The sequence below is a fragment of the Streptomyces sp. NPDC033174 genome, assembly GCF_055577795.1.
On the sequence record NZ_JBVIPQ010000013.1, the window covers coordinates 1 to 13,662 of the forward strand.

Genomic DNA, 13,662 nt, shown 5'->3' on the forward strand with positions numbered 1-13,662 from the left:
ACGCATGACAGAGCTATCCGAGCTGTTGTCTCAGTAACTTGCAGCATCGCAGGTCAGAGATCTATCTCTATCGCAACAAGAATGAGAACTCACACTCGGAACGCATGGTCGACCAGCTCGCCTCCCGCGCCCTGACCCGCGGTACCGAACGGCGGCGTATCCACGTCCGGCCCGCCGGCGCGGCCGGCCCGGAGAACGGGGACATGCCCGAGGAGAGCAGCGAGGCGCAGCAGGAGGTCGACCGGGTCGCCTCTGTCGTGGTCAACTTCGCCTCCCCCCGCGGCGCCGCCGACATCGCCGCCCTCACACGCTGCCGGGTCATCCGGCCCCAGTCCCTGGTCTGGCTCGAGGGTTATCAGGCCCTGGTTCGGTGGCGTGCCGAGAACGGGATTACCGGCCTGTACGCCGTGCCCTATGACGTCGAGACCGAGGCCGGCGTGACGAAGGGCTATCCCCTGGGCCGGTGGGTGCACCAGCAGCGCAAGGCACTGCGTGCCGGCGAACTCGACCCCCACCGCAAAAACCTCCTGGACGACGCCGGGATGGTGTGGGAACCCGGCGACGAAGCGTGGGAGAACAAACTCGCCGCGTTCCGCTTCTATCGGCGCGCGCACGGGCACCTCGCACCCCGGCAGGACGCCGTCTGGGGCGAGGGCGAGGCGATGGTGCCCATCGGGCAGCACATGGCCAACCTGCGCCGCAAAGACGGCCTCGGCAAGGACCCGCAGCGCGCGGAGACCCGGGCCGAGCAGTTGGCGGAGATCGACCCGGACTGGAACTGCCCCTGGCCACTCGACTGGCAACGCCACCACCGCGTCCTCGCGGACCTGGTCGACGCCGACGGCCACCTGCCCGACATCCAGCCCGGGGTGCTGTTCGAGGGCGACGACATCGGACGATGGCTGGGGCGGCAGAAAAACCCGGGTACCTGGGCGCAGCTGTCGACCGAGCAGCAGGAACGGCTGACCACCCTGGGCATCAAGCCGTTTGAGACCCCGTCTCCCGCCCCGGCAGCCAAACGCACGACGAAGGGCCAGAGCAAGGCGCAGCAGGCGTTCCAGCGTGGCCTGACAGCCCTCACCCAGTGGGTGGAGCGGGAAGGCGCCCACCGGTCTGTGCCGAGGGGGCACGCCGAGGAGATCTCGGTCGACGGCGAAGTGGGGCCGGTGACCGTAAAGCTGGGCGTATGGGTATCGAACACAAAATCGAGGCGAGACAAGCTCGCCCAGGAGCAGCTGGATGCGCTGCGGAAGCTGGGCATCGACTGGGCGTGACACCGCCGCCCGGTCATTGAGCCGGACCGTACGAGACCCCGGAGCCGAGAGGGCCCGGGGTCTCGTACGTGTGGCTGCAACACGGTGGTGCAACACCGGCCCTAGAAGCCAGATGCGGCACGAACTGACAGGTCAGGGGTGCGACACGGCTCGGGTGTTGCATCAGGTACCCAAAGGCCCGGCTACCAGTGACAGGGGATGGCAACCCGGGCTTCCGCCAGGACCAAGATCAGCCTTGGGCTGACTGCGGCACTCGAGACGGACCGGCGGGTGGGCGGTCAAGGAGCGTGGCGAAGAAGCCGGCGAGCAGGGGCTGAGCGCGGTCGCGGTCGCGGAGTTCGTCGTGGCCGAACCGAAACACCTCGTATCCGCCAAATTTCAGGTCGCGGTCGCCAGCCATGGTTGCGGCGTATTTCGCGCTGTCGGGTTCGGTGCCGCCGTTCCGGGTGAAGTGCTGCATGCCGTCGACCTCCAGCACCACACGCCGATTCCCCGGGAGCAGCATGAGGAAGTCCATCCGCAGGTTCTGCATGGCGTGCACGCCGCGTTCGCGAAGGGTCTTGGGGTCCCAGTGCAGCCAGATCTCCGGCAGGAGGGCGGGCACGTCGTTCAAGTGGTCCCGGTTGGCATGGTGGTAGTGCCAGAACAGATTCTTCTGTCCTGGGGAGTTTGGTGGCAGTGAAGTCTCCATACGGCTGTAGAGAGCCCGCGCCGCCTGCTCCTCATCAGTGATATGCCGGGTTTCGTGCCACCAGGACAAGAGGTGCCGCCAGAGCAGGCACTCCTTGCCGACGGGGCGGTCGTAGACCAGCACCTCGTCGGCGCGTTCGGCTACCTCGATGTCGTTGTCGAGGGCGCTGGCGAAGCGGATGTCGGGCTTGCCCAGGGTGGCGAAGATGAGGTTGCGCGGTCGGCGTGCGGTGCCGCGACCGTGCTCGACCAGGCGCAGCTCGCCGCGCTCGCCGAGCTGGGCGTCGACTGGGCGCGGTAGAAGGCCGGTGCCCCTCGCGCTGGCCCCAGTCAGCCAGCGCGAGGGGCTGTGGTCTACCGCCGGAAGCCTCGTCGAGGGTCCCTGATGCTGCGGTTGTCGAACGGGTCGAACCAGGCGGCCTCCCGAAGGTCGCCAACGCCCATGAACTGGTTCGCGGAGTGGTCGGGATCCTCTATGCCGGTGAACTTGGAGTGGAAGAGCATCAGGACGTCGTGGTCCTGGAACAGCAGATCGGAGCACCCGTCCCAGCTGTAGTCGTCCTCGTGTTCCGGGAGGTTGTTGTGGTCGTCCTCTGCGGGGCGGTCTTCCAGGTAGGTCGGGGCGTCTTCGATGGCCAGGTGCAGGGCCATCTCCTCCGCGGTGGAGGTGGGGTTGGGCCAGTTTCCCTTCGCGAGGTCGCCGGCCAGGTCGTCGAAGGCGCGCGCCATCCGACGACGCCAGCGGTGGTCGGCCGTCCAGGTGAGCGGGGGCAGCCGGTCGAAGACCCCCCAGGTTGCGGAGTCAGCGTCTGACAGGAACTGGTCCCCCAGACGCTGCGCGTCGTCGTAAGCCTGATCCGCGAGGACGACCAGTGCGGTGTGAAGTACGTCTGCCGTTCGGGGCGTGAGCTGCCATCCGCACTCCTCGCAGTCCTCGTCCTCGCCCTTGCACGGGCAGTCCCGGGTGGCGAAGAGCGCTGCGAAGTTCGGTGTCTGGTCTTCGGCTGCGGGCCGGGTCTGCTGGCCTCGCAGGCGCCAGCCGTGAGTGAACCGGGTGATGACCGGCGCCGCGCTCCAGTCAGCCAGCTCATCCCCGTCTTCGGCGCGCAGAAGCTCCGCGGAGCTCTGCTCTTCCACCGTCTGGGTTCCGGCGACATCCGGGTCCTCGGTGAGGGTCATCACGGCACCGATCAGGTCGCGTGGATCGTCATCACCGAGTTCGGATGCCGGCAGCGGCTCCCAGCCACGGTCGACAGCAGCCCGCAGGAGAGCGTCCTCGTCGGTGACGTGGAACTCGTGCAGGTGCGCGATCCGCACGACTTTTCCCGGCAGGTCCTTCAGCCGCGGGTGCCCCACCGGTCCGGACGGCACGTCGGAGACTGCTTGGTCTTCGGACGGGTCCGGGTCGGGTACCAGGAACAGGGTGCCGGGTTGTGCCTGCCAGGTACCGGACGCGGCTTGGACGACGGCCTGGCGCAGCGAGCCGGCCGGGGCGTCGGGCATCTCGGCTGTGAGGGCCTTCAGTTCGTCTTCGACGGCGGTGGCGTCACGCCAGGCCAGGACTCGACGCAGAAGGCCCACCGCTTCGAAGGCATGGTCGGGGTCCTTGCAGGTGAGGACGGCTGTCAGGGAGCTGGGGCCGTTGTCGTGGGCGAGCAGGGCCACCCGGCTCTTGCTGGATGTGTGCTCACACAGGAAATCGATCGCACGGGCTACGGGCAGCGATGAAGGCATCGCGGGACTCCAAAGGAGGAGGGCGCGCGCCGAACTGGGCGGCACACGCGCACGCGGCAGGAAGCCCGCTGGTGGACACGGTACGAACGCGTCCCCGGACGGTGACAAGAAGACTCGAGGAGCCGGCTGGTGCCCCCGCTACGAACGAAGACCCGGACTCGGCTGCCCCGACCCTACCCAAAACCGACGACGCCCACCCCGCGAATGCGCAGAAACCGCCAACCCCCGCCATACGGTTCCCCGGCCCCTGCCCGCTCTCCACCGATCACGGGCCGGGTCGCCGGGCAGCCGTGGACCGAAGCGGTCGACTTCATCGAGGTCCCGCAGCTCATGCGGCACCTGAGTGTCGCCTGCTTCATCGTCCTGGCGTATCTCACAGGCATGCGGCCCGGTGAGGTGATGGGCCTGGAGAGCGGCTGCTGCCTCGAACCGCCATCGCCGGGGCGGCACCTGATCTACGGCCGAGTGTTCAAGGGTGTCCACGACCAGGACGGCAACCACTACTCCGCCGGGCAGGTGCGGGAGGTCCCCTGGGTTGCCATTCCACCGGTGGTTGCCGCGATCCGCGTACTGGAACGCATCGCCCCGGAGGGGCTCCTCTTCGACAGCGCCCTCCACGCCATCCCACGCGGACGCGTCTCCACCGGCCGGGTCATCGGCTTCGAGGCGATACGCAACCGGATCGAAGACTTCATCGCATGGGCCTCCGGCCTCGCCGTGCGCCTGGACCGTCCCCGTGAAGTCATCCCCCACGATCCGTTCGGGGCGCTGGGCGTGGCACGCTTCCGCCGGTCGCTGGCCTGGCACATCGCCCGCCGACCGGGAGGCCTGGTGGCCCTGGCCGTCCAGTACGGGCACCTGCGCACCGCGGTGAGCGCCGGCTACGCCGCGCGCGGCCACGGCGGCATCCACGAGCTGCTCGACATCGAAACCGCCCGGGCAACCGCCGACACCCTCACCACCCTCCACGACGACCTCGCCGCCGGAACCGGGATCTCAGGGCCGGCCGCCCGGCGAGCGATCCACGCTGCCGCCTAGGCCCCCACGTTCGCCGGGTCCATCCGCACGCACCGCCAAGCCCGGGACATCCTGGGAAACCCGGCCCTGACCGTCTACGACAACCCGCACTCGTTCCTGATGTGCGTCTACAACCGCGACCGCGCCCTGTGCCATCGGCTCGATGTCACCGACGCCCCGAGCCTCGACCGATGCCAGCCAACCTGCGCAAACATCGCGCGCACCGACCACCACGCCGACGAACTCGTGCAGCACGCACAGGAGTTGGAGATACAAGCCGCCTCGGAGGCAGTGCCCGGCCCGTTCGCCGACCGGCTCACCCGGCGCGCCGACCATCTCCGCGACCTGGCCGACCGACACCACCACGCCCGCATCGACCTCCGGGAGCCGACGTCATGAGCCCCGCCCCGGACGAGCGCGACCACATCCGTGCCGCGATGGACCGCATCCTGGGCGGAACGCCCGAGCGCTCCAACGGCGCGCTGACGATCGTCGCCCTCGCACTCGAAGCCCGTGTCCCGCGCAACGCACTCACCCAGCGGCACACCGACCTGAAGAACGACTTCTACGACAAGGTCCGCGCCCGCGGCGGCACCCCGGACAGCGAACAGCGCCTACGCAAGCAGGTCCGTCGCCTCAAGGAGCTACGGGCAACCGAGTTGGACGCACTCGACGGCGGCACGGAAGACTGTGGCACCAGGGCCTCCTGTTGCGCGTGGACTTCGACACCCACGAGCTGTGCGGGAGGCCCTGCTCTCATGTGCAAACGGCCGCACGATCACCCGACCGAGGCCGTCGCCTGCTCAGAACATGCCGTTCTGGTTGCGTGCCTCGTCGGGGATCTGCTGCATGACGTCCCAGTGTTCGGCGATCCGGCCGTCCTCCAGGCGGAAGATGTCGACGATCGCCGTCCCCGGGCCGCCAGGCACCCGGATGCCGTGAACGTGGGCGATCACGTGGTCTCCCTCGGCAAAAATCCGCTTCACCTCGGCGCGTAGGTGGGGGAAGTCCGCTTTGAGGGTTTCGACGAACTCCCGGAAGCCCTCCAGCCCATTGGCGATCCGGGGATTGTGCTGGATGTAGCTGTGACTGAGCAGCTTCGAGGCCGCGTTGTGGTCCTTGTCGTTGATCGCGGCCTGGTAGAAGGCTAGGACGGTCTGCTTGTTCTCTTCGAGTCGTGCGCTGGGCAAGGCTCCCCCTCATGAGTGAACAGCTGTAGCGCTACGACTGTAGGGCAACGGATGTGCAGATACAATCGATCACCATGGATGCCAAGTCACCCAGCAAGCAACAGCCGCGCGGGCGCAATCCCCGTGGCCAGGGCGAACGTCTCCGAGAGGAGGTCGTCGCCGCCACTCTCCTCATGCTCGACGAGGTCGGCGACGACCAGGCCCTGTCCCTTAGGGCCGTCGCCCGGGAGATCCACGTCGCCGCGACGTCGGTGTACCTGCACTTTCCCGACCGCGATGCACTCGTGCTGGCCGCGCTGGAGCGCTGCCACCAGGACCTGATGCTCGCCGTGCAGCAGGCCGAGCTCGCCGAGGACAGCCCGGTCGCCCAACTGCGCGCCCGGACTCTCGTCCTGGGCACCTGGGCACACGACCACCCGGGGCTCTACAAGGTGCTGCACGAAAGCACCCTCAACCAGCGCACGGACATGCGCTTCAAGGAAGAACTGGGACGTACGACCACGGCCGCAGTCCAAAGGTGCATGGACGCCGGCCTAGCCCCGATGGACGACGCCTCTACGGTGGCCCTCGACCTACGCGCCGCCGTGCACGGCGCGGTGTCCATGCGGGTCAACCAGCCCGACCACCACTGGCCCCCGCTTGAAGACCAGGTCGACCGCTTTCTTCGCAAGCTCGTGGGCACGTCACCGACCCCAGCCAACGAAACAACTGGCGCGTAGTCAGCTTGCCCAGCGGTCAAGCGAGCTACGAAGTCCCGAACCCCATCGGGGCCCCGACGCTCACGCCACCGAGACCACCACCCGAACGGGTCGCCTCCCTCGAACCGCTGCCCACCGTGATCGGTACGGCAACAGCCACTGACCCATCCCCTCACCATGCCGCGCACCAGCTGGCGCATCATGCGCACCCCGGCCACCGGTACACAGGCGCCCACGCCCGCCGGAGGCTTGCCCGCTTCAGCCGCGCAGACGCGAGAACCAGCCGGTGGCCTTCTGCTTGGGCACGGGCGTTGCCGTCCTGGGGAGAAGAAGACGCCAAACTGCGCGCCGAGGATGACGATCCGGTGGGGCTGTGGCGGGTCGGTGGCGCGGTAGCCGGTCCGGTGGCGTTCGGCTGCCGGCTGTGCACGGCCCGGCGCACCGGGCAGGGGCTGCGGGCCGGTGCGGTATGTGCCGCGGTGGGAGCGGGTGTGCGTGCGGCATGGGCGGTGGCTGCTGGACGCGGACGCCAACCAGCCCCTGGAACACCTCGATCTGCGGGGCCTTCCGGAGGTGGTGGCGGCGCAGCGGCGGTGGGCCTCGGTGGCGTGGCGGGCGGTGCGGGCCGGGGCGGAGCCGGAGAGGGTGTTCGCGCTGGCGCGGGCGGTGGTGGCCCGGCGGTGGGAGCAGGCTTACGGCTGGGAGCGGGAGACGGTGTGGCCGCAGCGCCTGCACCTAGTTGCGGGCGGGGATGCGGGGGGTGATCCGGAGCGGTGGCGGATCGTGGGTCGGGATGCGGTCGTCTTCCCGGAGGTGGTGGCCGTCGCCGACGCACTGCTGGACCCGGCGATGGCCGAGCTGGTGTGGGCGGACAGCGGTGCCGGGCGTCCGCGGGCGCTGCCCGCCGACGGGATGTTCTGCCGCCGGCTCGGTGAACGGGTGGGGCGGGGATGGCTGGGGCCGCTGGCCGCGACGGACCACGGCGGGCCGCTCATCGCGTGGATGGGCAGCGTCATCCGCCTTCGCCGCGGCGTCGGCGGGCCGCCCGGATACGACAACGACCCGTGGTGGCTGCGGCAGGAACACCAGGCCGCCACCATGGCCGGACAGCTACGAGTGCTGGGCAAGGAAAAGAAGGCGCCCGGCTCGGGCAGGATGTGGCGGGCTGCGGTGCCCGCCGAACAGCGCGCCCAGATCAGTAGCCTCGTCGACGGCGCTCAGGAGCAGCTCATCCAGCTGCGCAGGGCGCAGACCGGTTCGAGTGCGGACGTGGCCCAGCATCTGCTGCGCATCCTCAGTCACAGCGCCGCCCTGATCGACAAGGCCCTGCAGCACACTGTTGTGGCGGCCGTGAATGCCGGGGTGCCGCCGCAGGATGTGGCTCAGTGGGCGAAGCTGCCCCCCGGTCCTTTGGCCGACGCGCTCAAGGCGTACCAGGAGGCGGGCGACGGATAGGTGCTGGCTCGCCGGGAAAAGGGCGCGCTGGCGTGTGGCCCGCTGCTACCGCATCACGTGGCGCCACGCGATCGAAATGCGCAAATGGCTCCGGCGGGCAGCCGGGCCGGTTTGGCTAAGCGGGTGAGCGGCAAAAATGCGGCGGTCAGGCCTGGCGGCAGGCCAGGACCGGTGGACGTGAACATCGGAGCCGGGTTCGAAGCAGTCTTCCTCGACCCCGTCGGGCAGGCAGTGCAGCAGCGGTGGGCGGATGCCGCTCTCGCGGTCGCGTTCGAAGACCTTGATCCGGTGTCGGCGTTCCCGGTGGTCCCGGGACGACGGTGGGGGCCGGGTCTGTGGTGGTCGGCCACGACCGGGCGGCATGTGGCGGCCGGATCGAACGCGATGCGTATCCAGCTGATGGTCCTGGACCGGGCCCGGACGTGACGGGTCTGGCGGGGCGGCCGGTGCGGCTGTTGTGGCGCAACTCCCGTGGGCTGGTGCGTTCCTGGGTGCCGCAGCTCTTCGCCCGCCGTGCCGACGGCACCGCGCTGCTGGCCGACTGTCCCAGCCGCCCCGATGCCGGCGGTGAACGCGCCCTGGCTGCCGCCGAAGCGGTGGGCACGGCGTGTGAGGAGATCGGCTGGGGCTACCGGCGCCTGGCGCCGCTGGACGAGGCGCCGGCAGCGAATCTGAAATGGCTGGCCGGCTACCGACACCGGCGGCATCGGGGAAGAACGGGGCTGCTGGAGGCGGTGGTGGACGTATTTGAGCGCCCGCGGCCGCTCGTTGAGGGGGTGGCAGCGGTCGGTGATCCGATCGAGGTGCTGCCCGTCGCATTCCACGCCCTGTGGGCGGGACTGCTGGTGGCGGCGATCGATGTGCCGCTGCACGAACGCGTCCTGGTCCAGGCCCCTGCGTCCGGGGGCGGACTCGGCCTGTCGGGCGCAGGGGACAGCAGCAGAGGCGGCCGCAGGGCTGGTGCGGGCATCCGGGAGGCTGGGTGAGCGGGGTGCGGCGCCGTGGACGGCCGGTGGTGGCGGTCGGGGCGCAGGTCCGTTTCGGCGGAGTGCGGTGGCAGGTCGTGGCCCTTTCCCGGCAGGGCTTCCACCTGGTCGATGAGGGCGGCGCGGACCAGGTGGTGCTCGCCGGGCACCTGTTCGCCGACCCGGGCTTCGCGATCCTGGGTGCGGAGCCAGTGCAGGCGGTGCCGCAGTGGGGGCTGTTCGAGACCGCCCCTGTGGCGGCGCGGGAGAAAGCGATGGCCTGGCTGCGGCACATCAGGGAGGTCGAGTGCGGATTGCCTGGCGGACCGGACAGCGACGGGGTGATGCGGTCCCAGTACGACCCGCAGAGGTGGACGCTGGCCGAGCGCGAACGTGCCAAAGCCGCTGAGCTGACGGCGCTGGGCTTTGGGCGGGTGTCGGAGAAGACGGTGCAGAAAATGCGGCTGGCGTACCGCAAACAGGGGCTGTGGGGGCTGGTGGACCACCGTTCCACACGGGGGCGAAGCGGTGGCGGGCGCCAGGACGAGCGGGTCGTGACCGCGGTCAAGGAAGTACTGCGCGGGCAGCGGGGGCGCTCCAAGGGCACCGTCAAAGGGCTCATGCCGCTGGTCGCGCGGCTCCTCGAAGACCGGCACAAGGGTGCCGTGGCGATGCCGTCACGGGCCACGTTCTACCGGCTCGTCCATGAAATCACCCACCCCGCAGACCATCCGGCCACCCAGGTACGGACGGTGCCGGTCACCGACGACGGGCGCGGATTCACCCCGACTGTGGCCCTGCGGCCCGGGGAGCAGGTACAGATCGACACCACCCGCCTGGACGTCCTCGCACGGTTCGACGACGGCAGCGTGGGCCGGCCGGAGCTCACGATCGCTGTAGATGTCGCCTCCAGGGCGATCCTGGCGGGGGTGCTGTGCCCGGCCGGAACGCAGGCGGTTGACGCCGCTCTTCTTCTGGCGGAGATGGCGGTGCCGCATCCCGCGCGGCCGGCCTGGCCCGATGCCCTGCGCTTCACACACAGCACGGTCCTGCCGGCAGAGCGTCTCCTTTCTTTGGACGAACGTCTTCGCGGGGCAGCCGCCCGGCCGGTGGTGGTGCCCGAGACCGTGGTGGTGGACCGCGGGAAGGTGTTCCTGTCGAAGGCATTCACAGGCGCCTGCGAAGCACTCGGGATCAGCGTGCAGGCCGCACCGCCGTTCGCCCCCACAGCCAAAGGCATCGTGGAGCGGACCTTCGGGTCAATCAACACCCTGTTCTGCCAGCACCTGCCCGGCTACACCGGCTCCGACGTCACCCGCCGCGGCAAGGACGCGGCACGCGAAGCCTGTTACAGCGTCGCCCAGCTGCAGGAGTTACTGGATGAGTGGCTCGTGCACTATCACCACCGCCCTCACCAGGGCCTGCGGCATCCCATGCTCCCGAAAATCGCACTGTCCCCGAACCAGATGTGGGCAGCCCTGGTCGCGGCCGCCGGATACATGCCCGTACCGCTGACCGGCAATGACTACCTGGAGCTGCTGCCTGTGCGGTGGCAGGCCATCACCGAGCACGGCATCCGCCTGCACCACCGCACCTACGACCACGACCTGCTCGGCCCGCACCGCGGGCAGCCCTCCACCGTGGTCGGCCGCGGCGGGAAATGGGAAATCCACCACAACCCCCACGACGTCCGCCAAGTCTGGATCCGCCTCCCCGGACTCGGGCTCACCGAAATCCCGTGGATCCACCGGGACCACACCCACCAGCCGTTCAACGACCGCACCTGGCAATACCTGCGCACCATCACCGCCCAACAGGCCGGCCGGAACGCCGAACAGGCCGAAGCCGCTCTCGCCGAGGCCCTCGACGCTCTGATGCGCCGTGCCCGGGCAGGACAGGCCACCGCCGAGGAGCAGCACCTCCTCACCCGCACGACCACCGTCCGCACTCCCCCACCACGCCCCTCGGAGAGCCGGTACCAGGCACCCCAGCCGGAGCCAGGGGTCATGTGTGCGGGAGAGGACAGCCTCGACGGCCTCGACCACGGCCAGGAAACAGAAGGCCTCGCGGCGGAGGACGAGACCGTGGACCCCTCAGCGGTGCCGGTGACCGGGTACGGGCTCTACGACGCCGAGGAAGAAGCTCTCAAGTGGTGACCGGCCCCCGCCCGGGAGCGCAAGGCAGTCCTGTCACGGCGCACGGAAAGGACGCCGGAACAGAACACGGTATGAGCGCCCCAGACGGCGACGGGCCAACAGGCGCGGCATGGCCGGTGACGACCAGGCGCGGCATGGCCGGTGACGACCTGGCAGGGCTGGCAGCACTTCGCCACCACCCCTCCCCCGCAACCACCCGCACCCGGAGAACCAGAACGCGGCACGGAAGAACGCCTCGCCTACCACTCCGCGTTCGTCACGGTACGGACCCCGGCCATCGACACCCTCACCACGACCGTGCGCACGCTGATGATCCTGGGACAGCACCAGCAGACCACCGCACGGCCCTCGTTGATCGTCACCGGGCCGGCAGCGGCCGGAAAGACCACTGCTCTCCTGCATACCGGGCGCACCTGCCACCTCGCCCACACCCGACAGCACCCGCCATCGGGCCGCAGCGTGCACGCATCGGTGCCCGTGGCCTATGTGCTGGTCCCGCCCGCGGCGAGTGCGAAAGCCCTCGCGACCGAGTTCGCCCGCTACCTCGGCATTCCCGTGACCGGCCGGATGACGCAGGCCCAGATCACCGACGCCGTCTGCCACACCTACAACCAGACCGGCGTCCGCCTGATCCTCATCGACGAAATCCACCGCCTCAACCCCCGCACCACCACCGGCGCGGAAACCGCCGATCTCCTCAAAGACCTCACCGAACGCATCCGCGCGACCTTCGTGTACGCCGGCATCGACGTCACCACCACCGCCCTGTTCTCCGGGGTACGCGGAGCACAACTCGCCGGGCGGGCCTCCCTGGTGGAATGCGGAGCATTCCCCGCACGCCTGGGGAAACACGAACCCTTCCGCGAGCTCATCACGGGCGTGGAAGCAGCACTCGATCTGCGGGCACACCAGACGGGCACGCTCCCCCGCCACGCCGCCTACCTCCACCAGCGGACCGCGGGACGCATCGGGAGCCTGACCCGCCTCATCCGCCAAGCAGCCATCACCGCCATCAGCGACGGCACCGAACGCATCACCAAAACCAGCCTCGAAGCGATCCGCTTGGACCACCTCGCCGAAACCCACCACCACCCCACCCCGAACCGGCCCACCACACCCCGCCGGTAACCCCCCGAGCCGTCCGACGACCTCACGCCACACAACGCTGTGACCAGAGAAAACACACACCGGCCCTTTAGAAGGCAGGACCACACGAGAGACACCGAAAAACTCTCAACGAAAACGAGAGAACCCCACACCAACAGGCCCACAGCCCGACAAGACCGCGCTCACACGGTCTCAACCAAACCGGGACACCCCCAGCACACAACGACGCCTGCACCTCAACTACACCCCCACGAAACGACATCAGCCTCGGATCTTCGCGTGAAGTGATGCTGCGCTACATCGCGGCCTGTGGCAGCAGACGGTTACCTGCTTCCCGGTGTCCGTTTCTGGTTGGCATGATGGTCCCGTGGCAGAGCCGACCTTTCGATACCACCCTGATCCGCTGGCCTCCGGGTCCGCGTTGCGCACCAACCATGTCTGCAGTGTCTGTCGCATGCATCGACAGATCCGCTATCAAGGCCCTGTCTACGGTCGGCAACCTGATTCCCTCTGCCTTCACTGCATCCACTCCGGGGCAGCGTCAAGCGCCCTGAGCGTCTCAGCCGGAGGCGATGAGGACTTCGACATGTCGGCGGTGTTCAGCGATGCCGTTGACGTACCCGACGACGTACCTCTGTCGGTCGTCGAAGAGATCACCCGACGCACTCCCGGCTTTGCCGGTTGGCAGCAGGAGTCCTGGCTGTACCACTGCGGCGATGGCGCGGCCTTTCTCGGCCCAGCCGGATATCGCGAGCTTGAGGCCCACCCAGAGGCTCTAGCCATGCTCCGTAAAGATCACCAGCGTTACGGCTGGGCGCCGCCGGAAACCGAACAGTTCCTGCGGGGACTGGACCGGGCTGGAGAGCCGACCGCCTACCTGTTCCGCTGCTTGCACTGCGACACAAGCCTGGCATCCTGGGAGATCGGCTGACGCTGCCACGAAGCTCTTCGCTCCGTGTTCGGCGCGCGCGGGGAGCGTTCGCTTGTTCTGATCGTCCCGGCTGGATGGGCAGGCAGCAAGGGACGCTCAGATCCAGTTCCCCCAGCCGAGCGCGGCGATGCAGGCCCGCCTGATGGCGCCCCAGCCACGGCCGCTGCCGAGGTGAATCACTGCCAGCACAAGAAGGAACCAGGCCGTGAAGGCGCCAGCAATGATCAAGGTCCATCGAGAGCCGGGGAAACAGGCGACCACGACCAAAGCGATGACGGTCACGCCGAAGCCCATGTGGGCGGCGGACAGATCTGAGCGCAGTGCCTCGCGCACAGCGTGGCGTTCTTCCGGCATGTCCAGGGTGTACCGAGAAGCCCAGCCTTCGGCGTTCTCCCGCTCAGAGCTGTGCTCCATGGGTAGCCCCCTTTAGATCCAGCCGCGACTG

14 protein-coding genes and 1 pseudogene are annotated in these 13,662 nt (G+C 69.0%); 11 read left to right on the top strand and 4 right to left on the bottom strand.

Annotated elements, in window-relative coordinates:
- Positions 1-89 precede the first annotated feature (89 nt).
- Positions 90-1,274 (top strand): annotated as a pseudogene (locus tag ACZ5VC_RS30655) (helicase associated domain-containing protein); the annotation flags it as partial.
- A gap of 229 nt (positions 1,275-1,503) precedes the next feature.
- Here the strand turns inward: ACZ5VC_RS30655 and ACZ5VC_RS30660 are convergent.
- A complete protein-coding gene (locus ACZ5VC_RS30660; RefSeq protein WP_469123234.1) occupies positions 1,504-1,965 on the bottom strand; it encodes a hypothetical protein in 462 nt (153 codons plus the stop codon).
- A gap of 72 nt (positions 1,966-2,037) precedes the next feature.
- On the opposite strand from ACZ5VC_RS30660, the gene ACZ5VC_RS30665 reads away from it, so the two are divergent.
- Positions 2,038-2,265 (top strand): hypothetical protein, encoded by a 228-nt coding sequence (locus ACZ5VC_RS30665; protein WP_469123235.1) that lies wholly within the window; start codon positions 2,038-2,040, stop codon positions 2,263-2,265.
- Between the two features lie 53 nt (positions 2,266-2,318).
- On the opposite strand, the gene ACZ5VC_RS30670 is transcribed toward ACZ5VC_RS30665, so the two are convergent.
- Positions 2,319-3,698, bottom strand: coding sequence for a hypothetical protein (locus tag ACZ5VC_RS30670; protein WP_469123236.1), 1,380 nt, complete (start codon positions 3,696-3,698; stop codon positions 2,319-2,321).
- 330 nt (positions 3,699-4,028) lie between these two features.
- Here ACZ5VC_RS30670 and ACZ5VC_RS30675 point away from each other — a divergent pair, with 330 nt between their 5' ends.
- A complete protein-coding gene (locus ACZ5VC_RS30675; protein WP_469123237.1) occupies positions 4,029-4,736 on the top strand; it encodes a hypothetical protein in 708 nt (235 codons plus the stop codon).
- Between the two features lie 99 nt (positions 4,737-4,835).
- The gene (locus tag ACZ5VC_RS30680) at positions 4,836-5,114 is read left to right on the top strand and encodes a hypothetical protein (RefSeq protein ID WP_469123238.1); all 279 of its coding nucleotides are present in this window, start codon (positions 4,836-4,838) and stop codon (positions 5,112-5,114) included.
- Positions 5,115-5,518: 404 nt separating this feature from the next.
- On the opposite strand, the gene ACZ5VC_RS30685 is transcribed toward ACZ5VC_RS30680, so the two are convergent.
- Positions 5,519-5,905 carry a nuclear transport factor 2 family protein gene (locus ACZ5VC_RS30685; protein WP_468714905.1) on the bottom strand — a complete coding sequence of 129 codons (387 nt, stop codon included), beginning with the start codon at positions 5,903-5,905 and terminating at the stop codon, positions 5,519-5,521.
- A 74-nt stretch (positions 5,906-5,979) separates the two neighbouring features.
- Here ACZ5VC_RS30685 and ACZ5VC_RS30690 point away from each other — a divergent pair, with 74 nt between their 5' ends.
- The 7 genes from ACZ5VC_RS30690 (at position 5,980) to ACZ5VC_RS30720 (ending at position 13,217) form a co-directional block, all read left to right on the top strand.
- On the top strand, positions 5,980-6,624 hold the full coding sequence (locus tag ACZ5VC_RS30690) for a TetR/AcrR family transcriptional regulator (RefSeq protein WP_468714907.1): 645 nt from the start codon (positions 5,980-5,982) through the stop codon (positions 6,622-6,624).
- Between the two features lie 474 nt (positions 6,625-7,098).
- The gene (locus ACZ5VC_RS30695) at positions 7,099-8,058 is read left to right on the top strand and encodes a DNA-binding protein (RefSeq protein WP_469123239.1); all 960 of its coding nucleotides are present in this window, start codon (positions 7,099-7,101) and stop codon (positions 8,056-8,058) included.
- Between the two features lie 177 nt (positions 8,059-8,235).
- Complete coding sequence (locus tag ACZ5VC_RS30700; RefSeq protein WP_469123240.1) at positions 8,236-8,484, top strand: hypothetical protein; 249 nt, start codon at positions 8,236-8,238, stop codon at positions 8,482-8,484.
- Positions 8,481-9,044 (top strand): TnsA-like heteromeric transposase endonuclease subunit, encoded by a 564-nt coding sequence (locus tag ACZ5VC_RS30705; protein WP_469123241.1) that lies wholly within the window; start codon positions 8,481-8,483, stop codon positions 9,042-9,044. The genes ACZ5VC_RS30700 and ACZ5VC_RS30705 overlap by 4 nt, the downstream gene beginning before the upstream one ends.
- Positions 9,041-11,179, top strand: a complete 2,139-nt coding sequence (locus ACZ5VC_RS30710) for a transposase family protein (protein WP_469123242.1) — start codon at positions 9,041-9,043, stop codon at positions 11,177-11,179. The genes ACZ5VC_RS30705 and ACZ5VC_RS30710 overlap by 4 nt, the downstream gene beginning before the upstream one ends.
- Positions 11,180-11,320: 141 nt before the next feature.
- Positions 11,321-12,307: a TniB family NTP-binding protein gene (locus ACZ5VC_RS30715; protein ID WP_469123243.1), complete on the top strand. Its 987-nt coding sequence runs from the start codon at positions 11,321-11,323 to the stop codon at positions 12,305-12,307.
- A 346-nt stretch (positions 12,308-12,653) separates the two neighbouring features.
- Positions 12,654-13,217: a CbrC family protein gene (locus tag ACZ5VC_RS30720; protein ID WP_469123244.1), complete on the top strand. Its 564-nt coding sequence runs from the start codon at positions 12,654-12,656 to the stop codon at positions 13,215-13,217.
- Positions 13,218-13,313: 96 nt separating this feature from the next.
- Here ACZ5VC_RS30720 and ACZ5VC_RS30725 read toward each other — a convergent pair whose 3' ends face one another.
- Entirely contained in the window at positions 13,314-13,631 is a 318-nt protein-coding gene (locus ACZ5VC_RS30725) for a hypothetical protein (protein ID WP_469123245.1), read from the bottom strand.
- Positions 13,632-13,662: the final 31 nt, after the last annotated feature.

What these genes read in the sequence shown, in the direction of transcription:
- ACZ5VC_RS30660 (WP_469123234.1), bottom strand. Translation starts at nt 1,965, where the DNA reads ATGGAGACTTCACTGCCACCAAACTCCCCAGGACAGAAGAATCTGTTC.
- ACZ5VC_RS30670 (WP_469123236.1), bottom strand. Translation starts at nt 3,698, where the DNA reads ATGCCTTCATCGCTGCCCGTAGCCCGTGCGATCGATTTCCTGTGTGAG.
- ACZ5VC_RS30675 (WP_469123237.1), top strand. Translation starts at nt 4,029, where the DNA reads ATGCGGCACCTGAGTGTCGCCTGCTTCATCGTCCTGGCGTATCTCACA.
- ACZ5VC_RS30680 (WP_469123238.1), top strand. Translation starts at nt 4,836, where the DNA reads ATGTGCGTCTACAACCGCGACCGCGCCCTGTGCCATCGGCTCGATGTC.
- ACZ5VC_RS30690 (WP_468714907.1), top strand. Translation starts at nt 5,980, where the DNA reads ATGGATGCCAAGTCACCCAGCAAGCAACAGCCGCGCGGGCGCAATCCC.
- ACZ5VC_RS30725 (WP_469123245.1), bottom strand. Translation starts at nt 13,631, where the DNA reads ATGGAGCACAGCTCTGAGCGGGAGAACGCCGAAGGCTGGGCTTCTCGG.